The 24806-nt window shown below is 37.2% G+C and carries 22 protein-coding genes; 16 read left to right on the top strand and 6 right to left on the bottom strand.

Going from position 1 to position 24806, the window contains the following annotated elements:
- The first annotated feature begins 5 nt into the window (after positions 1-5).
- The 15 genes from walK to QYB95_RS11235 all read left to right on the top strand — a co-directional run bounded on the left by walK (position 6) and on the right by QYB95_RS11235 (position 16189).
- Positions 6-1838, top strand: a complete 1833-nt coding sequence (gene walK, locus QYB95_RS11305) for a cell wall metabolism sensor histidine kinase WalK (RefSeq protein ID WP_301138435.1) — start codon at positions 6-8, stop codon at positions 1836-1838.
- Complete coding sequence (locus tag QYB95_RS11300) at positions 1835-3136, top strand: YycH family regulatory protein (RefSeq protein WP_301138434.1); 1302 nt, start codon at positions 1835-1837, stop codon at positions 3134-3136. Before walK ends, QYB95_RS11300 begins: the two co-directional genes overlap by 4 nt.
- A complete protein-coding gene (locus QYB95_RS11295) occupies positions 3123-3998 on the top strand; it encodes a two-component system regulatory protein YycI (RefSeq protein ID WP_301138433.1) in 876 nt (291 codons plus the stop codon). The genes QYB95_RS11300 and QYB95_RS11295 overlap by 14 nt, the downstream gene beginning before the upstream one ends.
- A gap of 4 nt (positions 3999-4002) precedes the next feature.
- Positions 4003-4791: an MBL fold metallo-hydrolase gene (locus QYB95_RS11290; RefSeq protein ID WP_301138432.1), complete on the top strand. Its 789-nt coding sequence runs from the start codon at positions 4003-4005 to the stop codon at positions 4789-4791.
- 127 nt (positions 4792-4918) lie between these two features.
- The gene (locus tag QYB95_RS11285; protein WP_301138431.1) at positions 4919-6205 is read left to right on the top strand and encodes a S1C family serine protease; all 1287 of its coding nucleotides are present in this window, start codon (positions 4919-4921) and stop codon (positions 6203-6205) included.
- Positions 6206-6383: 178 nt separating this feature from the next.
- Complete coding sequence (locus QYB95_RS11280) at positions 6384-6548, top strand: CxxH/CxxC protein (protein ID WP_301138430.1); 165 nt, start codon at positions 6384-6386, stop codon at positions 6546-6548.
- Between the two features lie 230 nt (positions 6549-6778).
- Positions 6779-7258: a 23S rRNA (pseudouridine(1915)-N(3))-methyltransferase RlmH gene (gene rlmH / locus QYB95_RS11275; protein WP_301138470.1), complete on the top strand. Its 480-nt coding sequence runs from the start codon at positions 6779-6781 to the stop codon at positions 7256-7258.
- Positions 7259-7753: 495 nt separating this feature from the next.
- The gene (dacB, locus tag QYB95_RS11270; protein WP_301138429.1) at positions 7754-9211 is read left to right on the top strand and encodes a D-alanyl-D-alanine carboxypeptidase/D-alanyl-D-alanine endopeptidase; all 1458 of its coding nucleotides are present in this window, start codon (positions 7754-7756) and stop codon (positions 9209-9211) included.
- A gap of 362 nt (positions 9212-9573) precedes the next feature.
- The gene (locus tag QYB95_RS11265; RefSeq protein WP_301138428.1) at positions 9574-10149 is read left to right on the top strand and encodes a CBO0543 family protein; all 576 of its coding nucleotides are present in this window, start codon (positions 9574-9576) and stop codon (positions 10147-10149) included.
- Between the two features lie 409 nt (positions 10150-10558).
- Positions 10559-11302, top strand: a complete 744-nt coding sequence (locus QYB95_RS11260; protein ID WP_301138427.1) for a class I SAM-dependent methyltransferase — start codon at positions 10559-10561, stop codon at positions 11300-11302.
- Between the two features lie 158 nt (positions 11303-11460).
- A complete protein-coding gene (locus tag QYB95_RS11255) occupies positions 11461-12243 on the top strand; it encodes a transporter substrate-binding domain-containing protein (RefSeq protein ID WP_301138426.1) in 783 nt (260 codons plus the stop codon).
- Between the two features lie 32 nt (positions 12244-12275).
- Positions 12276-12941 carry an amino acid ABC transporter permease gene (locus tag QYB95_RS11250; RefSeq protein ID WP_301138425.1) on the top strand — a complete coding sequence of 222 codons (666 nt, stop codon included), beginning with the start codon at positions 12276-12278 and terminating at the stop codon, positions 12939-12941.
- Between the two features lie 27 nt (positions 12942-12968).
- The gene (locus QYB95_RS11245; RefSeq protein WP_425609201.1) at positions 12969-13697 is read left to right on the top strand and encodes an amino acid ABC transporter ATP-binding protein; all 729 of its coding nucleotides are present in this window, start codon (positions 12969-12971) and stop codon (positions 13695-13697) included.
- A 395-nt stretch (positions 13698-14092) separates the two neighbouring features.
- A complete protein-coding gene (locus tag QYB95_RS11240) occupies positions 14093-15037 on the top strand; it encodes an ATP-grasp domain-containing protein (RefSeq protein WP_301138423.1) in 945 nt (314 codons plus the stop codon).
- 303 nt (positions 15038-15340) lie between these two features.
- A complete protein-coding gene (locus QYB95_RS11235) occupies positions 15341-16189 on the top strand; it encodes an MBL fold metallo-hydrolase (RefSeq protein ID WP_301138422.1) in 849 nt (282 codons plus the stop codon).
- 106 nt (positions 16190-16295) lie between these two features.
- Here the strand turns inward: QYB95_RS11235 and QYB95_RS11230 are convergent, their stop codons facing one another.
- Both QYB95_RS11230 and QYB95_RS11225 read right to left on the bottom strand, forming a co-directional pair.
- On the bottom strand, positions 16296-17477 hold the full coding sequence (locus QYB95_RS11230; protein WP_301138421.1) for a NupC/NupG family nucleoside CNT transporter: 1182 nt from the start codon (positions 17475-17477) through the stop codon (positions 16296-16298).
- Positions 17478-18136: 659 nt separating this feature from the next.
- Positions 18137-19402, bottom strand: a complete 1266-nt coding sequence (locus QYB95_RS11225; RefSeq protein ID WP_301138420.1) for an S-adenosylmethionine decarboxylase related protein — start codon at positions 19400-19402, stop codon at positions 18137-18139.
- Between the two features lie 194 nt (positions 19403-19596).
- Here QYB95_RS11225 and QYB95_RS11220 point away from each other — a divergent pair, with 194 nt between their 5' ends.
- Positions 19597-20991 carry a right-handed parallel beta-helix repeat-containing protein gene (locus tag QYB95_RS11220; protein WP_301138419.1) on the top strand — a complete coding sequence of 465 codons (1395 nt, stop codon included), beginning with the start codon at positions 19597-19599 and terminating at the stop codon, positions 20989-20991.
- A gap of 62 nt (positions 20992-21053) precedes the next feature.
- Here the strand turns inward: QYB95_RS11220 and ahpF are convergent, their stop codons facing one another.
- The 4 genes from ahpF to QYB95_RS11200 all read right to left on the bottom strand — a co-directional run bounded on the left by ahpF (position 21054) and on the right by QYB95_RS11200 (position 24755).
- A complete protein-coding gene (ahpF, locus tag QYB95_RS11215) occupies positions 21054-22583 on the bottom strand; it encodes an alkyl hydroperoxide reductase subunit F (protein WP_301138418.1) in 1530 nt (509 codons plus the stop codon).
- Between the two features lie 15 nt (positions 22584-22598).
- Entirely contained in the window at positions 22599-23162 is a 564-nt protein-coding gene (gene ahpC / locus QYB95_RS11210; protein WP_301138417.1) for an alkyl hydroperoxide reductase subunit C, read from the bottom strand.
- Between the two features lie 316 nt (positions 23163-23478).
- Complete coding sequence (gene splB, locus QYB95_RS11205) at positions 23479-24507, bottom strand: spore photoproduct lyase (RefSeq protein WP_301138416.1); 1029 nt, start codon at positions 24505-24507, stop codon at positions 23479-23481.
- Positions 24504-24755, bottom strand: coding sequence for a transcriptional regulator SplA domain-containing protein (locus QYB95_RS11200; protein ID WP_301138415.1), 252 nt, complete (start codon positions 24753-24755; stop codon positions 24504-24506). The genes splB and QYB95_RS11200 overlap by 4 nt, the downstream gene beginning before the upstream one ends.
- Positions 24756-24806 lie beyond the last annotated feature (51 nt).

Below are 24806 nucleotides of genomic sequence, written 5' to 3'. Positions count from 1 at the left end.
TCTAAATGCACAAAGTGAGCTTTTTTAAGTCCATTCACGTAAAAATTGTTCTAATCTATGTATTGCTGATTATCATTGCATTGCAAATTATCGGAATCTACTTCTCCTCCAAAATGGAGGAGAATTTGAAAGAGAACTTCAAACAATCCATTACGCAACGAATCGACTTGGTACAATATAGTATTCGAGAAGAGTGGAACAAGAAACGTGATGATAATACACCACCTTCACTACAGGATAGCTTAAGTATTATTTTATTGGAATTTGCTAATGAAGATATCAACGAAATCTTAATTGTTGACCATAATGGAAGAGTTCAAGCGACTGCCGATCCAGATAACAAATCCATTGTAGGACAGCAAATTAATAATGATACGGTCACAAGAGCCATTGTATCCGAGGTCTATCAAGAGAATATTGCACTGGAATCCGGAAGACGGGTATGGGTTCTTGCTGCTCCTATTAAAGATAGTGTAGGTCCTGATAGCAAAGTAATTGGCGCACTCTATATCAAATCCGATATTGAAAGTGTTTTCGAACAAATGGAGGATATTAACCAAATATTTGCTATTGGTATCGGTATGTCTCTTACTGTTACAGTTCTTCTCGGTATATTATTTGCAAAAACTATTACCAGACCTATTTTGGATATGCGCAGACAAGCACAGGCTATGTCGAGAGGAAATTATTCAAGAAAAGTTCGAGTATATGGGGACGATGAAATTGGTCAACTTGCTCTCTCCTTTAACCATCTAACAAATCGCCTGCAAGAGGCACAATCTACTACGGAAGCAGAGAGAAGAAAACTCGCTTCGGTGTTAAGTAATATGACGGACGGTGTAATTGCGACTGACCGAAAGGGAAAAGTCATTCTTATCAACGATCCTGCGCTTAACTTTTTAGAGGTTACACGTGAAACCACTTTAAGTCGGCCCATAGCTTCGGTATTAGGATTAGATCAAGAATATAGTTTTGAAGATTTAATTCATATGAAGGAATCTATTAACTTAGATTACAGTACACAAGATAAGCCATTTATATTAAGAGCAAATTTTTCCGTTATTCAAAAGGAGACTGGTTTTGTTAACGGGTTGATTACTGTTATACATGATATTACAGAGCAAGAGAAGATTGATATGGAGAGAAGAGAATTTGTTGCAAATGTCTCCCATGAATTGCGTACGCCATTAACGACAATGAGAAGTTATTTGGAAGCACTTGCAGATGGGGCATGGAGAGATGAAAATATTGCGCCTACATTTTTAAATGTTACACAAACTGAAACAGAGCGCATGATTCGTCTTGTGAATGATTTACTGAATCTATCGAAAATGGATAGTCGGGATTATAAGTTAAATAGGGAATTTGTTGAGTTTAATAAATTCTTTAATCGAATTATTGATCGGTTTGAAATGTCTAAATCACAGAATGTTAAGTTTGATCGGTATATTCCGGATACATCTTATTTTGTCGAGGTCGATACAGATAAGCTGACACAGGTGATTGATAATATTATTTCAAATGCATTGAAATATTCTCCAGATGGGGGGAATATCCGGTTTGGCTTTACTGTATCAGAAAACATGTTAAAAGTAATGGTTTCAGACGATGGTATGGGGATTCCAAAGGAAAATGTAACAAAAATATTTGACCGATTCTATCGCGTGGACCGAGCTAGGTCGCGTGCGATGGGCGGAACAGGATTAGGACTAGCTATTGCCAAAGAAATGATAGAAGCACATGGCGGGAAAATTTGGGCAGAAAGTGAGGAAGGGGTAGGGACAACGATTTTCTTCACATTACCATATGAGTTAGATGAGGCAGGTGATTGGGAGTGAAACATGTCGAACAAATTAAATCATTTGTCTTGTTTCTTCTCGTTATTTTAAGTCTTATACTAACATTTTCAATATGGACATATACGCCAAATTATGAAAACATAGAGGATTCAACTGTTCAGCAAGAGAAGCTTGCAGAGGAAAAGGCAATACAAGAAGTGTTAAAACCATACCGTATTGTCTCTCACCAAAATGAAAGCTTTTCAGGAACTGTCTCCACATCAGCTATTAAAAGTGTAATGGATGCCTTTCAGGGATTGAATGCAACGGAAATAATGGATAGGCAAAATTTATCTGTAGAAGAGATGAATAGCAAGATTCACTCAGAAAATCAAATGACACTTTTCTTTTCTGCGGAAATCCCGATTGATACATTTCGTTCCGTGCTCCAATTTAATCAAAGTGACATAGATGATTTTACATTCAGTAATATTTTGATTGATTGGAGCAGCTTAAAGCAGAATCAGGTGAAAACGCTGGAATTGTCCTTTATCAGCAAAGAACAGCAAAAACTATACACAACATTTGTAACTATTAGTGAGGAACAATTTAATTCTACCTTTAGGAAGGCAATTAAAAAATTCATACCTTATAAAGAAATAGAGAGACCTAACAAGTATTCTTTATACGTACCATCCAATCGAGTGGATTTGGAACAATACACTTACTATATCGATGAAATATCCACAGAAACATTTAAAAATGTTTTGTTTAAAGATATAAATTTAGTTCGAAAGACTTTTGAGAGCAACAGTTATACGGATGGAATGGCATCAATGACTTCCGATTCGGGGACAAAAACGATAAGTTATGTATATCCCCCTCAATCCGACAGGTTGATCGATGTAGCAGAGCTTGTACAAGATAGCTTTGACTATATAAACCAACACGGTGGCTTAACAGCAGAAGATTATAGATATAGTTATAGTAATGTAGGAAATCGTATTGTCGAATATCAATTATTCAAGCAAGGATTACCTGTATTCAGCGATAATACCTCAACTAAAATAGCTGTCACTTGGGGGGAAAATCGAGTTTTCAAATATACAAGACCATATTATTCCCTTGGGACATATGTATTATCGAGCAATCGGCAATTAGCTTCTGGCCCAGAAATAATTGCCACACTTGAAAATTTAGACGATATTGAAGAGTTGGTTTTGGGTTATTATTTAACACCAATTCCGAATGAGCCAAAAGTCTATTCTCTTGAACCTAGTTGGTTTGTCATTCAAGATGGTAATCCGATACCCTTATCGGATAAACCAGTAGGAGGAGCCCAATATGGATTGGAGTAAATCAAAATCTATATTCATCGTCGTCTTTTTAATTTTGGATGTTTTTTTATACTCGCTGTATTTAAACCGTCATACAGAAGCACAGCAAGTTCAAGAAGAATCAATAGGAGAAAAAAATATTGAAGTTCGGCTAAAGGAGGATAATATTACGTATGAGATATTACCTACAAATACCGGAAAAGCAGCTTATATATCAGGAAAAGTAAAGAGCTTTGAAGAAGAAGATCTTGATATTGAAAATGCAGAGAATTATAGAATCGATAAAAATAAATTAGTTGTCACTTTAAAAGAACCATATGAAATTAAAAATCTAGATGAGGCATCATCCTATAATGACTTTTTGAATTTAAATGTTTATAATGGTGCTTCCTATACTTTGTGGCAAATTGATAAGGAAAATAGAAGTGCAACCTTCTTCCAGAAAGCGAATTCAAGGACCCTCTATTATATCAAGAATGGTCTTGTCACAGTTTATTGGAATGATCGGAACGAAATCATCCGATACGAGCAAACTTTATTAGAAAATCTGGAAGCTTACGAGGAAGAAAAAGTATTGACATCTCCTTTAAATGCAATCCAAGCGGTTTATAATAAAGGGCTTTTAGCACCAAATTCGAAGATTACCAAAGTGGATTTAGGATATTCAACATTAGTGCAGATTACAGAAATGCAGGTCTTTGTCCCGACATGGGAAATTCGAGTTCAAACTGAAGATGAAGAAAAAGAATACTTTGTCAATGCTGTCGAAGGTGGAGTACTGAATTTGACGTTGGATACAGCAGTTGAAGAAGATGAAGAAGATTCTTTGACAACCGATGACGAAATAGATCTAGAAACAGAATTAGAAAAAAGTAGGGAGTAATCGTATGCGATTTAGTGTTTTAGCAAGTGGATCTACTGGAAATGCCATCTATGTTGAAAACGATGAACATGCATTTCTAGTGGATGCCGGTTTAAGTGGCAAAAAAATGGAGCAACTGTTTGCTAAAATTGATCGTGATATGAAAAAATTATCAGGAATTTTAGTAACACATGAACACAGCGACCATATTAAAGGACTGGGTGTTGTGGCTCGAAAATATAATGTCCCGATTTATGCAAACGAAAAAACTTGGCAAGCAATGGAAGGGCATATTGGAAACATTCCTTTGGACCAGCGATTTACCTTTAATATGGAGACCGTCCAATCCTTTGGCTCCTTAAGTATTGAATCTTTTGCAGTTTCTCATGATGCAGTGGATCCGATGTTTTATGTATTCCATGAGAATGGACGTAAGCTCGTATTAATTACGGACACTGGCTATGTTAGTGACCGGATGAAAGGCATTATACGCGGTGCGGATTCCTTTGTCTTTGAAAGTAACCATGATATCGGTATGCTTCAAATGGGACGTTATCCTTGGTCCATCAAACGACGAATCTTGAGTGATGTTGGACATGTTTCAAATGAAGATGCTGCCGTGGCGATGAGTGAAGTTGTTTTTGAAAAACCAACTCAAATTTATCTATCTCATTTAAGCAAGGATAATAATATGAAAGATTTAGCTCGAATGAGTGTCACACAAACCCTGCAATCTTGCGGTATTATTGCTGGCGAGTATGTGAATATCCATGATACGGACGCAGAAGAACCAACTTTGCTGGTAACAGTTTAACTTTATGAAGATATAACAAAGATGCCATTTGTTATATCTTTTTTATTTTTGTTTTATTTCATTTTCATGTAATTTTAATGTTCGAATTGTATCATAATGACAACAAGAGAACGAAAGGATGAATACGATGAGTTATTTTAATGAAGATGAAAATAAACAGCAAGAACAGAACGAATCAGTAAACTCATACTCACCTCTTCAAGAACGTTTAAAGCGTGAGCAGGAGGAAGACAATAGACGACGCTCCAAAAAAAGTGGCGGCAGTAAGGCGGGTTACTTTTTTAGTGGACTTGCGGGTGTGATTATTGGTGCATTATTAATATGGCTGCTAGTGCCATCTATGTCGAATCAGCTGCCTGCTTCTAATCACTCGACAACTACAAGCAAAACAGAATCATCCGTTACACAAACCGCGACAGAAGTAACAACAGATATTACAACAGCTGTCGAATCTGTATCCGATGCTGTGGTTGGGATAACAAATATGCAGGAGGTAAGTGACTTCTGGAATCAACAAGCAGCGACCGCTGAAGCAGGTAGTGGGTCTGGTGTGATTTATAAAGTCGACAACGATCTTGCCTATGTAATTACAAACTATCATGTAGTTGAAGGTGCGAAACAACTTGAAGTTACGTTAGCGGATGGGACAAAGGAAGAAGCTAAATTAGTTGGCAGTGATATTTGGACAGATTTAGCGGTTGTTTCGATTAGCAGTGAAAAAGTTAAAACTGTTGCTAAGTTTGGGGATTCCGAGGTATTAAAACAAGGCGAAACTGTGATTGCCATTGGGAATCCACTTGGTCTAGATTTCTATGGTTCCGTGACAACAGGGGTTATTTCAGGTACTGACCGCTCTGTACCGGTTGACTTAAATGCGGATGGAACAGAGGACTGGGAAACGGAAGTGCTGCAAACAGACGCTGCCATTAACCCAGGGAACAGCGGTGGAGCATTAATTAACATTGCTGGTGAATTAATCGGAATTAACTCCATGAAAATTGCTCAAGATACAGTAGAAGGATTAGGCTTCTCAATTCCGATCAATACAGTTATTCCAATTATTGAAGAGCTAGAAAAGAATGGTGAAGTAAAACGCCCAACAATGGGAATCGGTTTATTGGATTTAACAGATGTACCGGCATTCTACCAGCAACAACAGTTACAATTGCCTGAGGAAGTAACAACAGGCGTTGTCGTATCAGAAGTTGTGGGAGGTTCAGCAGCTGGTAATGCAGGTTTAGAACAATATGATGTGATTGTTGAGATGGGCGGACAAAAAGTAGAAAACGCCATTGATCTTCGCCAGTACTTATACAATAAAACAGATATCGGGGATACTATAAAAATTAAAGTATATCGCCAAGGTAAATTAGTGGAGTTAGATTTAACATTAACTGAAGGAACTTCTGTGTAAAAGTATAGGTAAATATTAAAATTGTGGATAACTTTTATCAAAATATGCACAAAGAGTAGTGGAAGAAAGTCCTTTTCTTTCCTACTCTTTTTTTGTTTGTTACAATAGATTGTGGATAACATAGAATAAACTGTGAATAAGTTTGTTAAAATTTCTGAAAAAAAGGAGGCACCAAAATATGAAGGATTATAGCTGTGAAACCCATATAGATCACGCTTTAGACATGTTCGTAGCGAAAACAAAAGAGTTCCCTATTATGGACAAACTATCGGATGATGAAAAGTTATCCACAAAATGTTCTTATTGCGAAGAGCTTGCAACATATATTGTATCAAGTAAATAACTTTACACAATATATAGGTGGGTATTGTGGATATGTGTATAACTTTTGTGGATAAGTTGTTTGTAAATGAAATATTAAGGTGGATAAATTGTTTGTATTTAAATTTTCTAACTAAAATGAAAAATGAAACTCATAATAATGGGCGTTGTGATGCTTTTCCCAAGTTAAATGGATGAGGAATCAATTGTTGGGAATGTAAATTATGAATGCAATGTAAAGGTGGAAAATCTGTGAATATCACGATCATTTCGGTCGGAAAGTTAAAAGAAAAATACTTGAAGATGGGCATAGACGAGTATGTGAAACGTTTGGGTGGATATGCCAAAGTGGAACTAGTGGAAGTACCGGATGAAAAAGCTCCCGAACAACTAAGTGATGCGGAAATGGAAATCGTCAAGAGAAAAGAGGGCGAACGGATACTGGCGAAAATCAATGACGGCATGCATGTCATCGCCCTCGCAATCGACGGGAAAATGAAATCCTCGGAAGATATGGCAAAGGAGCTCGAATCTCTCATGACATACGGAACAAGCAAAGTTGCTTTTGTCATCGGTGGCTCCCTTGGCCTGCATGACGATGTACTACGACGTGCCGACGAAAAACTAAGCTTCGGTAAAATGACTCTTCCCCACCAGCTCATGAAGCTCGTGTTGGTCGAGCAGATTTACAGGAGTTTTAGGATTATTAAGGGAGAACCGTATCATAAGTAAGTGCGGTTTTTATAAAGACCACCTAAGACGTTGATAAAAAAACGTATAGGTGGTTTTAAAATTGAAAAGTTAACTAAAGTTTCTTAGTATTTCAATTGCGCCCCAATTTAATTCATCGATATGAATGTTAATGTTAGCATTTCTATTTTCAGTTTCTTCGCCAATCCAACAGCTATACAATTTGAAACAGTCACCAGGATTTAAATATTTTACGTATATGAAATTTGACTAGTTGAAGGTTATATAATCCTCCTTGCATCGAGATGCATCATTATACATTTCAATTCCCCATTGGGAAGTAACTTCATATACATCGTCTTTATTGTAATTCCGCTGATTCCTCATGGATTATCGGAAAAAGTATAGGTTTATTGATGGAGGTTAATTCTTTTAACCTCCATCGATAAGCCTATTTTTAATAACTTTAAAGGAAAAAAGTTATTTATGATGAATCTATCTATAGATGATTGAATATTCAAAAAATGGAGGTAGTTTATGAGGAAAAAATGGTCGTCCATGATAATGGCCGGTATGTTGGTAGTGAGCATGTTAAGTTTTCAAAATGTTGCTCAAGCAGAGAGACTAGTAGAGCCTACATTAAGCGATTCTATTAATAGAATTGTAGAAGAAAAATTAGCTGGAGCAGATGTGAGTATTACCGTAAGAGAACAAAATTCTGGAGAAATGGTATATGACTATCATGGTCAAACAACTGTAAAACCAGCATCCAATATGAAGCTGTTAACCACTGCAGTTGCATTGGAAGTACTGGGAAAGGATTACCGTTTTAATACTAGTCTATATACAACTGGGAAGTTGTCAGGTGGTGTTTTAAATGGGGATGTCTATTTAAAGGGGCAAGGCGATCCAACTCTATCCCTAGAAGACTTACAACAGTTTGCAGAAGAGTTAAAAGCACATGGGATTCATAAAATTGATGGACGGATTGTCGGTGATGACAAATGGTTTGATAACGATCTATTAACACCTGGAATTTGGGCCGAGGATGAGCCATATTATTATGCTGCCCCAATAACAGCTTTAACTACCTCTCCAAACACAGACTACGATTCGGGAACGATAATTGTAGAAGCAACCGGCACTATGGTTGGAGACTTACCGTCCATTAAAGTAACGCCAAACATTGGAGATTTACAAATAGTAAATGAAGCACAGACAGTGGAAAGTGGAAAACCCAATACACTAACAATTGAAAGATTATATCAAACAAATGAGATTTTCATTAGTGGGAATCTTCCTATCGATAAAACGAAAAAAGAATGGGTGACTGTCCAACATCCAACAACACATACATTGACAATGTTCCAAGCAGTTTTAGCAGAAGCCGGAATCGAGTATACAAAAGAAAAAGTATTTCAAGCTGAAACACCAAATAGTGCTCAACTCGTAGCAATGAAGCAATCGATGACACTGGAGCAACTGCTAATTCCTTATATGAAACTAAGCAATAACGGCATTGCTGATATTTTAGTAAAAACAATGGGGAAGGTGAAGAATCACCACGGTAGCACAAAGGCAGGATTGAAAGTTATAGAGGAATATGGAAACTCCATTAACCTAAATATGGAAGATTGGCAATTTGAAGATGGCTCAGGAATATCTCATGAAAATAGCGTTTCGAGTCTATTAGTGAGCGAATTGTTATTTAAAGTGCAGAGTGAGGATTGGTTTGCTACCTATTTTACTAGCTTACCAGTAGCTGCAAATGCGGATCGGATGGTAGGGGGTACTTTAAGAAATCGATTAAAAGATCCACTAACAGCAGGAAAAGTCTATGCAAAAACAGGCTCATTAACGGGTGTTAGTACGCTTAGTGGCTATTTAGTAGCAAGCAGCGGGCAATCGTACATCTTTAGTGTGTTGGTACAAAATAAATCTGGTACAGCCCCAGTAATTGATGAAATTGTGAAAGAAATAGCGGACGAGTTGTAGGGTTTAGCTAGTATTTCTACTGTTAAGTATGCAAGGGAAGAGAAACAATGAACTGCTAAACTTGAACTAGATATTAAATAAAAAACGGTACAACACAATTCCGATTAAAAGCAGTTACTACGGCATGGTTCAACTCTAATTTCATAGAGGGGTGGTTTTTAGAGAAAATCATCAGAAGCGTTGATGGAAAACGTTTTTGATGGTTTTTTATTTTTTAGGGACGATATTTAAAAGGCCCGGTCCTTTTTAATTTTAAGGGTTTAATTGGATTGTATGCTAATGCTAATACAATCAGTATAGTACAGGAAGTTATGGTAAAAACTAATAACCAGTGAATTCATAATGCAGTAGGAGGATGATTGATGACTTACCAGGAAGGGTTAAATCAAATAGATAAAGCGACCGAAAAAATTACAGACGCAAATCAGTTAACTACCGATATGGTGATGAATGTATTTTTATTTACTTGGCAATGGTGGGTAGCATTGGCTATGATGGTGATTCCCTGGGTTATCTGGCTGATACTAAGGGACCGCAAAAGTTCGGCTCGTATATTTTCTGCCGGTTTACTGTTAATGGTTTTATCCGAAATATTGGATGCGATTGGCGTAAGTTATGGAAAATGGGCTTATCCAGTAAAGGTTATACCTGTAGCTACTGTGAGCTTCTCATTCAGACTTTCCCTCTTGCCTGTGTTTGCGATGCTGTTGTTACAATTTAAGCCCCGATTTAATCCATTTATAAAAGCAATTTTCTTCGGAGCATCTGGTGCATATGTGGGGCTGCCATTGTTGGCTATGATGGATTTGTATAAAAAAATTGATTGGTCGCTAACATACTCATTTCTAATTTTGACTTCAATCTATTTACTTGCTCATTGGTATAGCCGAAGGAATTCCTTTGAAGAAATAAGTGAAAATAACGGAGATAATCACTAGTTAATCCCAAAGTATATCTACAGAAATAATTTTATCAAAGGGTTTAGGGAACAGCAGCTATTCCGAGGGAAAATCATATAATTAACCATTAATCGTGGTGTTAGTAGTAAATCAATTAAGGGGTTCAACATAAGGTAAAATGATGATGTCATCTTGTAGAAGGCAATCCTGAAGCTATTACTTTGAAGCACTTTGGAATAAGATGTTCCAAAATGAAGGTAATACTTCTATGATTTCTACCCTTTACATTTCAGCAAATTATCGCATTCTTCTAGTATTTTATAAAGAAGACATGCCTCTATCTACATCCTAACAAAAACTGAATTATAAGTCTATTATTGTTTTTGTATGCATGTGATAATGAATTTGCGCAAATACTTCATAACGTTATGGTGAAATGAAGGGTAAAATGAAACAGAACATATATGATAACAATACGTTTTTTGAAAAATATCAAGAAATACGAGCACGGGAAAATAATTATAATAATTTACTTGAACAGCCCAATTTTTCTGCACTGATTCCAACTCTTAAAAATAAAGTAATAATGGATATTGGCTGTGGAATGGGAGATTTTGCAGCATATTGTATTAGCCAAGGTGCAAAACAAGTGACGGGTATTGATATTTCTTCAAACATGATTACTAACGCAAAAAAGCGTCATATTCATGAAGGGCTAACTTTTGAGCAGGCTGCAATTGAAGATATGACAGTACCGAATGGAACGATTGATTTAGTTAGCAGTTCATTAGTTTTTCACTATATTGCGGATTTCCAGTTACTTATAAAGAAGATAAGTACGGTATTATGTGAAGATGGGATTTTACTGTTTTCTCTGGAGCACCCCATTGTAACAGCAAATAAGGGGAAAGAAAATTGGATTACGAATGAAGAAGGTGACCTTCTTCATTTTGCAGTAGACAATTACCAGAATGAAGGCTTACGCACTCAAAATTGGTTGGTTGATCATGTTATGATGTATCACCGTACGATGTCTACTATCCTGAATACGCTTATTGAAAATGGTTTGCAAATCGAAAAAATTCTTGAGCCAATACCAACTAAAGAAGCTGTATGTAATTTACCAAGCCTTCATAAAGAATTTCGTCGACCTTCGTTTTTAATTATAAGGGCAAAAAAGTGTAAGAATTAAAAGAGATAAATTTAATGCAAATACTCTGGGAAAAGGTGTCAGGTACTATTAAAAGTGCCTGACACCTTTTGTTTTGTTGGAAATAAACAGGGTATTAACATTCATAAGCAAGAGAGACATTTAGAGATAAATGAAAGGGAAAAGGAGTGATAGCCAACATGTTGTGGAACAAAAAGTTCATATTGGTTTCTAGTATAATCGTCGTCTGCTTTTTGTCTGCTTGTGCGGAGAAGGAGAAGCTTGAGGATGGATCTGAACTGATAAATAAGAATCAATTTGTTTTTGCTGCTTCTGGAGAATTTAAGCCATTTAGTTATATAAATGATGATCTTACCATGTCAGGCTTTGATATTGAGGTTGGTGAAGCAATTGCAAAAGAAATGGACCTTGAGCCTGTTCAGAAGAGAATCAAATTCAAAGGGATTGTAGAAGGGATCAAAACTGGACGTGCAGATGCAGCCGTTGCCAGCCACACGATTAATCCGCAACGGAGCAAGCATGTTTCTTTCTCTACGCCTTACTATTATTCCGGCCCGCAAATCTTTACCAGAACAGATAGTAAAATTAAGACTGTTCAGGATTTAGAGGGAAAGGAAGTAGCGGTAGCAAAAGGTTCGACATATGCCGATACTGCTTCTGAGTACACCGATAAAGTAAAAACATATGACAGCGATATTACTGCTTTAAAAGCGTTGAGCAGCGGTCGGCACGATGCGGTGATTACGGATTTTGTTACAGGAAAAACTGCTCAAAAGGAAGGGTTTAAGATTAAACCTGGACAACTAATTAATCGCAGTGAACAAGCAATTGTGCTGCCCCAGAATAACCCAAAGCTATTGAAGCGAGTAAATGAATCTTTGGAAAAACTCCGGGAAGATGGAACACTGACCCAGATCAGCATCGAATATTTTGGTGAAGACATTACCAAGAAACCGGAATAAACCAATCCCATGGACAGAAAGGAAGTCGTACTTTGCCAAGTTTTTCGCATTTCTTTAACATACTAATGGAAACAAAAGGTGTATTCTTAAAAGCTATGCTTTTAACATTGGAGTTGACGGTGGTTTCGATCTTGCTCGGAATCGTCATCGGACTTGTCTTTGCCTTATTAAAAATTTCGAATATAAAAGTTTTGGAACTTATTTCAGATATATATGTCTATTTGGTCCGCGGAACACCGTTGATTGTTCAAATATTTATCCTCTACTTCGGGATTAGCGGGATATTCCTTCTTCCTGATTTTTGGGCTGCTTCACTTGCTCTGGCATTACATAATGGAGCCTATATTTCCGAAATTCTTAGAGGAGCAATTCAGTCAGTCGATAAAGGTCAATTTGAGGCAGGACGTTCTTTAGGAATGACAAAGACGCTGACATTAAGAAGGATTATTCTTCCACAGGCATTCCGCCGAGCACTGCCGCCTCTAGGCAATCAATTTATCATAAGTTTAAAAGATTCTTCGTTAGCCGCATTTATCTCCATGAATGAGCTGTTCAATGTGGCGACAACACTAGGGTCAAATAATTTTGACGAAATGACCTATTTACTTATCGTAGCAGTCTACTATTTATTGCTAGTAGCGCTGATGACATTTGTAGTGAACCGAATTGAACTGAAATTAGCAGTAAGCGACAGATAGGAGACGAAGCGAGTGAACACGAAGGAAATGATTAAAATAAATCAATTGAATAAATCATTTGGAGATTTACATGTATTAAAAGATATCAATATGACAGTTTACGAGAGCGATGTTGTTTGTCTGATAGGATCAAGTGGTTCCGGGAAAAGCACCCTCCTACGCTGTTTGAACTTTTTGGAGAGAAAGGACAACGGAAGTATTATAATCGAAGGAAATGAAGTCAATCCACGGACCGATGACCTTAACAAGATTAGGGAAAAGGTAGGTATGGTGTTTCAAAATTTCAACCTCTTCCCACACAAAACGGTTCTGGAGAATATTACCGAGGCACCAATCATGGTAAAAGGTATTAACAAAGAGGAGGCCATCATCAAAGCAAAACAACTGCTGAAAAAAGTAGGTTTAGAGGATAAGTCGGATGTCTACCCTGGTAAACTATCAGGGGGGCAAAAGCAGCGGGTGGCGATTGCTAGAGCACTTGCAATGGAACCAGACATTATGCTATTTGATGAGCCAACATCGGCACTCGACCCCGAGCTTGTGGGAGAGGTTTTAACAACCATGAAAGACTTGGCTGAAGAAGGAATGACAATGGTTGTTGTAACGCATGAAATGGGATTCGCCAGGGAAGTAGCGGATTGGATTGTGTATATGCACGACGGAAAAATAGTTGAACGCGGCACACCTGAGGAATTTTTCAACCATCCGAAAGAAGAGAGAACTAGGGAATTCCTAAATGCGACAATGCTTAAATGACAATACGAGGCCCTGTCTATCTATTTAGGCAGGACCTCGTAATTTTTTAGTTCCAATAGTATTATAGTAGTTTCCTCTATTTTGTTGTAACAATATTTATTTTTTTGAAGAGGGAATTACTCTAAGTGTGCTCCATTCAAGAACTGGCTTCAAAGGTGATAATACGAATAAATTGATTGCATTGATTAAAGAGTCAGCGTTAAAATTGTATTCAGATTTGGATGCTGCCCAAAGTAATAGAGGATCTGACGGAAACTTTACCGGGATTTAGGAGTTCCTATTGTGAACAGCGCGGATAACGGGGAGGGGATGCACATCAAAAAAGATAAATTTTCTTCCCTTAGTGAATGTATCCAGATAGTTAAATGAAAAAGATTAAGCAGAGGGTGTATAACATGACAAAAAAAATCTATGTCCTCCATGAAAATAATGATTGGACAAGCCATTTAATAAAAAGACTAGATGAATTAAACTTACCTTTTGAAACCTGGCATTTAGATGAGGGGATTGTGAATCTAAATGAAGCACCGCCAGAAGGGGTATTCTATAATCGTATGAGTGCATCCTCCCATACACGCAATCATCGTTTTGCACCAGAATTAACAGGTGCAGTCATCGATTGGCTGGAATACTACGGCAAAAAAGTATTAAACGGCTCAAATGCACTTCGTCTTGAATTAAGCAAAGTAAAACAATATACACAATTGGAGAAATACGGCATTCGTGTGCCCAAAACAGTTGCGGCTGTTGGAAAAGAACAAATCATGGAAGCGGCGAAAGCTTTAAATACTCTACCCTTCATTACAAAACACAACCGTGCTGGTAAAGGGTTGGGGGTTCAATTATTCTATTCTTTGGAAGCGCTGCAAGAGCATTTGGATAAGCCTACGTTTGAGGAGTCAGTAGACGGTATTACTCTTGTACAAGAATATATAACATCTCCAGACCAATCAATCACTCGTGTAGAATTTGTTGGTGGGGAATATGTATACTCCGTGAGAGTAGATACTTCTGAAGGGTTTGAATTATGCCCTGCAGACGCATGTCAAATTGGCGATCTATTTTGCCCGGTGGGAGAAGAGCCCAAGGACCAAATGAAATTTAGAATTGTTGAAAACCCTCATACAGAACTAATTGGAAAATACCAAAAGTTCTTAAAAGGGAATGGCATTGATGTTGCAGGTATAGAATTCATCGTCAATGAGGAAGGTACTGTATACACTTATGATGTAAACACAAACACAAACTATAACTCAGACGCTGAAGAGGAAGCTCAAAAATTCGGTATGTTAGAACTTGCAAAGTTATTAGGCAGAGAGTTAGAGCTAGTTCAAAACTAGATGCTAGTTTCCCGACTAATTGTTCTAAATGGATAAAACTAACTTAGATATTACGATGAACCTTACCATAAGCAATACAATTTAATAACTAAGGTCGATTGCTTTCAAGACAATCGGCCTTTTTAATTATCTTTCATAATCTTTCCTTCCCCAATTATCCATTGCTATGAGGTTCCTCATTCCAAAACAAATTATCCAATGTTTTGCGGGTTACCTTAAAATGCCTATAATCAAAAAAATCCTCCAATTGAAGTAAAATGCCGATTTTTGAATTAAAATAATAACAAAAAGGAGGCGGCCCTTATGCACTCAATAAACAAAATTGGCAGCTGTTTTTGGTATATTACACCGATATCGGAAACTGACCGTCCTATTCTAGGAATGGTGGTCGGCAGTAAAAAGACATTAATGATCGATTCAGGCAACTCGGAAGATCATGCAAATTATTTTCAGAATGAGCTTTTAAAGAGGGGCGTCAAAAGCCCTGATATGGTTGTCCTAACGCATTGGCATTGGGATCATATCTTTGGTCTTTCTGCATTATCCAATACAGTTTCCATCGCTTCCAAAGGAACAAAAGAAGAAATGGGAAAACTAATTCCGTTTTTATGGTCGGACGAGGCATTAGATGCGCGAGTGAAAGAAGGAATTGAAATTGAGTTTTGTGCAAAAGCTATTAAGGAGGAATTCAAGGAACACCGAGATATCAAGATTGTCTTGCCGGATGTAACTTTTGAAAAACGATTGGAAATTGATCTTGGCGGGGTAACCTGTATCTTACAGCACGTTGGAGGGGACCATGCTTCAGATTCGGTGGTTGTATATATTAAAGAAGAAAAGATTCTCTTTCTTGGTGACTGCATTTATCCAAATCTTTATTCCCCAAAAGTAAACTATACAATTGAGGAAACATTGCGGCTATTAGATGAGTTAGAGCAATTTGATGCAGAAACATATCTTCCTTCGCATCAAAAGCCGATATCAAAAGAAGAATTTAATCAGGAAGCATTCATGCTCAGAACAATTGCAAAATATACAAAAAGTTATGGTGGCAATCAACAGAAAATTATAGAAGGATATGAAAAACACGTAAAAAGGGAACTTACTGAAGACGAAAAAGAAACGATAGCTGATTTTGTAAATGGTTATTAAATTAAAGGCAGTGGTTCGCGCCACTGCCTTTTTAAGTATTAAATTTGAGCCCACATATGCTAGTTAATCTATTCTTAGCCGTTGTTTTTCAACAACTTCCATTGAACTATAAAATAAGACTAACTATTATCCCTGAAAGTACACTTACAAGTGTGGCGCCATATAACAGTTTCAATCCAAAGCGGGCAACGGCATTGCCCTGCTTTTCATTCAGACTTTTGACTGCTCCGACAATAATGCCTATGGATGAGAAATTGGCGAAGGACACGAGGAATACAGAAAGGATTCCCATAGTTCGTTCATTAAAGTGATAATCCCCTCCGGATAAATCCAGCATCGCCACAAATTCATTGGTTACCAGTTTAGTCGCCATAATGGATCCGGCACTAACCGCTTCAGACATGGGAATCCCCATGATGAAGGCAACCGGAGCAAAGATATAGCCTAATATGGTCTGGAAGGAAATACCGAGTAATAGCTCAAACACATTATTGAATCCCGCCATTAATGCAATAAATCCGATCAGCATGGCCCCGACGATAATGGCAACCTTGAAACCATCAAGGATATACTCGCCGAGCATTTCAAAAAAGGATTGCCTTTCATTCTCCTCGATTTCCAATATATCTTCCTTAGGATCAATCGTGTACGGATTAATGATCGTTGCTATGATAAAACCGCCGAATAGGTTTAAGACTAGGGCGGTAACAATATATTTTGGCTCCAGCATGGTCATGTAAGCACCTACTATGGACATTGATACAGTCGACATTGCCGAAGCGCATAGAGTATATAAACGCTGGGTCGAAAGCAGGCCTAACTGTTTTTTTAATGTGATGAAAACTTCTGATTGTCCGACCATTAAAGAAGCCACGGCATTATATGATTCAAGTTTACCCATGCCGTTCACTTTACTTAAAACCCATCCAATTCCTTTCATGATGAATGGCAGAATCTTAAGATGCTGTAGAATACCAATTAATGTAGAAATAAATACAATTGGCAGTAAAACCGTTAAAAAGAAGGGAGCCTCTCCCTCGTTCGCTATGCCGCCAAACACAAAGGAAACGCCTTCGTTCGCATATTCAAGCAGCTTGTTGAAGACAGCAGCTATTCCTCTAATGATGATTAAGCCAAATTTTGTATTCAATAACAGCAATGATAAAAGAATTTGAATGACGATCATAATGATAATCGGTATGAATTTTATCTCTTTTCGATTGGAACTTGCCAACCATGCCAATAACAATACAACGAGAATACCTAAAATAGAAATAACATATTGCATTTGAGACCTCCTGATGAATTAAAACATTTTTTAGTGTTTCCAATTAATTATTTTCAGATAGTAACTTCTTTCGCAATGATTGTATGAATATTTTGTCCATCTTTAATAAAAAAGAACCGTAAATAGTTTTATTAAAAAAAGCTTTGTTGAGTTGGGTATTGGAAATCTAAGATGTGATTAGAAAGTTGTTAAAAGACGAAAAAGATTAAAAACTAATTTTTATCTCAATCTCGGGAGGAAATGATTAAATTAGAAGCTTAAACAGATTTTACGACAGGTTGCGTACCAATAAGTTTCGAATTGGCTATATATCTTTTAGCATGTGTATTGAATTTTAAAAAATATTCGATATAGCTTATATACCCAATCTTCAGCAGAGTAATAATAGCCAATCCAGTTTTTTTCCTCTAAAAATAAAAGCGAAAGGTAAAAATAGTTATTTAGACAAAAGCAATGAAACTAGAATAAATTCAACGGGAACCCCTTTGCATCGCCTTCAATAGATGGGAAGATTTTGTGTACATATATTCCAAAATAAAAAAAGTGAAATCGACTGCGCAATTTCACTTTTTTTTCAGTTCTCAAACCTAATAAGAATTTTACAAGTATACTATACAATTTATATGGTGATAAACATCTGTAAAAATAGCCATCTGGTATTATAGAATTCTTTTCATTCTTTGATGCAATAAACCATCTGAACTATTATTCTCACCAAAGACAAAATCTCTCATATAGTAAGTTAAATATTTACCATAGTCACTTTGCGTATTAAGTAATAATTCATCGACATAATATACACCTAAAGGAATTTTATCTAATATTAAACTCGCAGTACCCGCATATATTCCACAAGCTACTTGGAAGTATGTTGCGCTAGTTTTATATTTTTGATATACCTCACTGCTTTTCATTGTGTTGTACATATAAATTTCCTTATCATTGTATACTAAAAGAACACCTACAAGGTCCTCTCCTTCTACCTCTCCCTTAGAGGGATCAATTAGCTTTTGATTCCAATTCCAAAGAGTATCTACATCACCTAAATTTTTTCGAATTAAGTCTGTTGTATATTCATTAACTCGATAGATAAATCCAATTTCACTATCATAAAGTTCACCTAATGTTAGTACTTCTTCATGGGGCATAAGACAGCCATAAAATTCTTTATTTCCTAACTTGACTTTAAATTCAGTAGCATAGACATCATCATATAAATAGAGTGGTAATTGATGTCGGACAAACATGGGGTAGCTTAGAATGGCTTCATCCAGAAAACACTCTACGGACCAGGTAGTATAGATCGTTTTAGGTTGTATAAGATTTTTGTCTTTATAGAAGGAACTGTCATGCTCAATAATGTAGCAAGCTAGAGGAGGATTATCTTGGTTGTCACCCAATAGCTTAATTGCCATCCATTGAACTACACCAGGGTTCATCCCTGATCCTATAATTGCTCTTGTATTAGTATAGTTCGGCTTTTTAGCATTAAATCGATTATAACGTTCAGTTAGTGGAAAACCAAATAAGCTCTCATCCTCGTCAACCTCAGTGTTTTCTAATGCTGAATTGATATAATGGACGCCAAGCTTATTACAACATTCCAACATTTTGATTGTATCAGCCCATGATACATCAATAACTAATTTAGTGTTTGTTGATTTTAGGTGTTCAGTTAATTTTGCTGTATCACTGAGGTCAAACTGTAAGAGGGTTAATTTGCCAATTAGATTTGGAAACAGTTTATTATAATAATCCATGCTACCTTGATTAATATCTATTAAATAAAACTTTGTATTTGTTATAACATGGTGAATGGGATCATTTTTATCTATAGCGGAATGATTGAGAATTGATAGAATTGACTTTGCAACACCACCCATACTTCCAAGAATAGTGATTGTATATTGCTTTAGCAGTTCCATGGCATAACATCCTTTCGTGTGGTTAACATAGCTTATGAGCTATAGAAAGGAGTTGCTTGTGTAAAACTACTAATCTTGATCGAAAGTTAATAGAAAAACTTACTTTAAAATGAAATAATTTACTAGATTGATTAATAAAGTAATAGAAAAATAGTAACTTAAATCATATACCGAGTATCAACTAGGAGCACATAATGAAAAGAATAATTTTAATGATCCTTGCGGCAGCAATCATCTTTTGTTTGACCAACATAAACAAAAACAAGGATCACCAACAAAATATTTACGTAGCTACCGATGGAAATGACGAGTACGATGGATCGAAGTCTAAGCCATTTCGTACGTTGAAGAAAGCTGCACAAGTAGCGGAAGCAGGGACGACTGTTCACATCCGAGAAGGTGTTTATAAGGAAAAGCTTGTCATTATGCATAGTGGCAAAAAGTCAAAAGAGATTGTTTTTAAACCTTACAAAGATGAAAAAGTTGTTCTGAGTGGGGAGGAACTAAAGATTGAGGAAGGCGATACTTCCATCATTATTATCGACAATAAGAACCATGTAACCATCCATGGTCTCACGGTACAGGATTTAACAACGGAATTAGCAAGTGAAACGGTTATGGGGATTTTTGTAACAGGTTCCAGCAGTCATATCACATTGGACAGCAACCATGTAGAACAAATTGAGACGCATGCAAAAGAGGGGAATGGCCATGGGATTGCCGTATACGCTACAGGAACAATGGAGGACATAGCCATTACCAATAACACGGTACAAGAACTCAAGCTGGGTGCAAGTGAGGCCCTTGTTCTCAATGGCAATATTGATGGATTTAAAATCGAACATAATCATGTTCACAGCAATGATAATATCGGAATTGATTTGATTGGTTATGAAGGCGTTTCTACTGATCATGACAATGACTTTGTCCGAAATGGTGTGGTCTCCAACAATACGGTTCACGGTATCTCTACATACGGAAATCCAGCATATGGGGAAGAATATAGTGCAGCTGGAATCTATGTTGACGGTGGCCGGGATATAACAATCGAAGAGAATACCGTTTATCAAAATGATATTGGTATTGAAGCCACATCAGAGCATGGTGGAAAAAACGCGGAAAACATTCAAATCATTAACAATACAATCTATGAAAACTTCTTAACAGGCATCTCAATTGGTGGATATGATGAAAATCGTGGAGGTACAATCAATTCCTATATCGCACAGAATATACTTTATCGAAACGATACTTTGAACCTCGATGGAGGTCAACTAATGCTTCAGCATGATGTGAAAGACAATACAATCGAGAAGAATATCCTAACTGCAGGTCCATCACGCATCTTTATTGCTAACTTTTTCACAACCAATGAAAATACAATACTAAGTCATAACATTTTTCATAGAGAAAAGGGAAAAGACGGTATATGGATTTGGAAAGATGAAGAATATTCATCGTTCCCAGAGTTCAAATGGGCTTCTAACAGTGATGAAGAATCGAGCTACCTAGAACCGAATTATGTTAATCCGGAGGCTTATGATTTTAATTTGAAAGAGGATTCAGTAGCAAGGGAGATTATGGATTAGTTCCAAAAAGAAAGCTTAAAAAATAGCAGCCACCGTGCTTAGACGGAGACTGCTATTTTTAATTAATTACGGATTAGGTAATCAAAAGCACCTAAGGCTGCAGTTGCACCAGATCCCATTGACACAATGATTTGTTTATATGGAGCATCTGTACAGTCACCAGCAGCAAATACACCAGGAACGCTTGTAGAACCATGCTTGTCTACAATAATTTCACCCATACGTGTACGTTCAACTTCACTACCTAACCAGTCCGTATTCGGGACAAGACCGATTTGAACGAAAATCCCTTCTAATTCAATATGATGGGTTTGTTCTGTTTCACGATCAATGTAGGAAATCCCATTTACTTTGTCGTTACCTGTAATTTCAGTTGTTTGAGCATTTTTGATAACCGTTACATTTGGCAGGCTGTATAAACGATCTTGTAAAACAGAATCCGCTCTTAAGACATCAGAGAATTCAAGCACTGTTACATGTTTTACAATTCCAGCAAGGTCAATTGCAGCTTCAACACCCGAGTTTCCGCCACCGATAACCGCTACTCGTTTCCCTGCAAATAAAGGACCGTCACAGTGAGGACAGTAAGCGACCCCTTTGTTTTTGAACTCTGCTTCTCCAGGTACGTTTACATTACGCCAGCGTGCACCAGTTGAAAGAATAACCGTTTTGCTTTTCAGAACTGCACCATTCTCCAGTTCAATTTCAATCAAATCTTTCTTTTCCAGGCGTTTAGCGCGTTGAAGGTTCATGATATCAATATCATACTCTTTAACATGCTCTTCCAAGCTTGCTGCAAGTTTAGGACCTTCCGTGTATTTCGTACCTATAAAGTTTTCGATGCCTAGCGTATCCATAATTTGGCCGCCAAAGCGTTCTGCCACAATACCTGTACGGATTCCTTTACGTGCTGCATAGACCGCAGCACTAGCACCAGCAGGACCACCGCCAACAACAAGAACATCAAATGGCTCTTTGTTGGCAAACTCTGATGCATCTGGAGTGCTGCCAACCTTAGCCAGGATTTCCTCCAATGTCATACGGCCGCTGCCGAAAGGTTCTCCATCTAGAAATACAGTTGGTACCGCCATGATGTCTTTGCTTTCAACTTCCTCTTTATACGCTGCACCATCAATCATGGTATGCGTGATATTAGGGTTAAGAACGCTCATCACATTCAGTGCTTGAACAACATCAGGACAGTTATGGCAAGTCAGGCTGATATAAGAGTCAAAGTGGTAATTACCTTGAATACCTTTTATCTGATCAATGACCTTTTGATCTACTTTTGGTGCTCTACCGCTAACTTGAAGAAGCGCCAAAACCAATGATGTAAATTCGTGGCCAAGAGGAATACCAGCAAATGTTATGCCAGTATCTTCCCCAGGGCGATTTACACTGAAGCTTGGTGTTCGATCCAGTTGGACATTTTCTACTTTGATATGGTTCGACATAGTAGCTAATTCATCTACTAAAGCCAGCATATCGCGGGAAACATCATCATTCCCCGCACTTACTTTAAGTAGCACATCGCCTTCCATCATTTGAAGATATTGAGCCAATTGTGCTTTGATTTCTGCATCTAATAACATTTTAAATCATGCTCCTTAAATCTTACCAACAAGATCTAGGCTTGGCTTAAGTGTAGCAGCCCCTTCTTCCCATTTAGCTGGGCAAACTTCACCTGGATTGTTGCGTACATATTGTGCTGCTTTGATTTTGTTTACAAGTGTGCTTGCATCACGGCCGATGCCACCAGCATTAATTTCAACAGTTTGGATAACGCCATCTGGATCGATGATGAATGTTCCACGGTCTGCAAGACCTTCTTCTTCGTCTAACACGTCAAAAATACGAGAGATTTTTTGAGAAGGGTCACCAATCATAATATATTCAATTTTGCCGATTGTTTCTGAATTGTCATGCCATGCTTTATGTGTAAAATGTGTATCAGTTGAAACTGAATACACTTCAACACCTAAATCTTTTAATGTTGCATATTGATTTTGAAGATCTTCTAATTCCGTTGGGCATACGAATGTGAAGTCTGCAGGGTAGAAGCAAACAACACTCCATTGACCTTTGAAGTTTTGTTCAGATACATCGATAAATTCACCTTTTTGGAATGCTTTTGCTGAGAATGCTTGTACTTCTTTTCCGATTAAAGACATACTATATTTCCTCCTAGGAATTATTTTTGTTTTTGAAAGTGTAAATTAATTATAATAATTATAATTATGTATATATTTTCATATACAAATGATTATCTTGTCAAGGAATGACACAAAACGTTACAATTTTTGTCCTAAATTGAAAAAATATGACTTATTTTAGCGCAAAAACCGTTACATTCCTATATAATCTTGCTACCAAACCCCATATTTTAAACTTGCAATTCTTAATATTATCAACTATTTTTAAAAATCTTGTATAAATGAGAATTCAACTAAACTGAAAAAAGGTGAGAAATACTCACCCTTATAATATTTAAGTAAAGTATTCCAACTTTGCGTTAGGGAAGAACTTTTCCATATACGTGTATAGATGTTTCTTTATATCCTCTTCTTCTTCTTTTTGATAGATATATTTTCCGATTCCGTATTTCCCCCATTTATATCTTCTTTTTTCTTCGTCTAACTCTAATTTTGTCATGGGATAGTTTTTCTCTATTACCCTCTTGGCAGGCTTTGTAAAGCGATGCTGAATAAACTCGAAGGTAAGGTCTTCCCTGGCATCAGGAGGCAGCTCCGCATCCAAACGCTCGAACATTTTAAAGTACCCATCCTTCCAACCTTCATGAAGATAGATTGGTGCTACTATAAATCCGAGTGGATAGCCAGCCCGGGCAACTTTCCCCGCCGCTTCAATCCTTTTTTCTAATGGGGAAGTCCCTGGTTCGAAGTTTTTTATGACATAGTCGGCGTTCACACTGAAGCGGAATCTTGTTTTTCCGTTATGGTCAGCATCAAGGAGGTGATCAACATGGTGGAATTTTGTTACAAATCTTAGTTTGCCAAGCTCAGATTTTCCAAAATGTTCGATTGCTCTTTTCAGGGTGTGCGTTAAGTGATCGATTCCGACAATATCGGATGTACAAGAAGCTTCAAATCTTGTGATTTCCGGTGCGCGTTCCTCCATATACTTGTCGGCAGCCTCAAGAATCTCCTCTACATTGACATATGTACGGATATAGGGTTTACTTCCCATCGTAGTCTGCAAATAGCAATAGTGGCAGTGACCCATGCAGCCCGTTGCAAAAGGGATTGCATACTCTGCGGAGGGCTTGGAGGTATCGAATTTAAGCGTTTTTCGAATTCCTACAACAAGTGTTGATTTGGCAACGCGATATTTTTTAAAGTCATTATCCCCGGGAAGGTTTCTTACTTGGTTGTGTGAAGTGGTTTCACGAATTTCAATATCCATCTTCTTGAATTTTTCATATAACTCTATTCCCAAAGGGTACTCTAATGCAGCAGGTTCAAAATAGACGAGTCTGGGCGTAAATGGGTTATTCATTGAATAAGCCCTTCCGATTCATCCCCATAGTAGTAATCATAGGCCTGGTTCGCCTCTTCTTCCGTAGAGTAGACAGCCATTTCATTTGATAGCGGGTAATATGTTTCATACAGAAACAAAGCTAATTCATCCTCTTTCTGAGGGTTATTAACAATCGCTGCAGATTGCACATTCGCTACATCCTGGGTATGAGGATTTCTATAGAAAACGTAGACAATATCTCCAGCTTGATAATTTTGCATTTCCATTCCATCACCTTCAATTTTTATAGTCCTTACTATTATCCCTATTATGGCTGC

Origin of the sequence: Ureibacillus aquaedulcis (genome assembly GCF_030418165.1) — a bacterium.
Lineage (GTDB): Bacteria > Bacillota > Bacilli > Bacillales_A > Planococcaceae > Ureibacillus > Ureibacillus aquaedulcis.
Note: the sequence above shows the minus strand (reverse complement) of the source record. Positions and strands in the feature narration are given on the sequence as shown.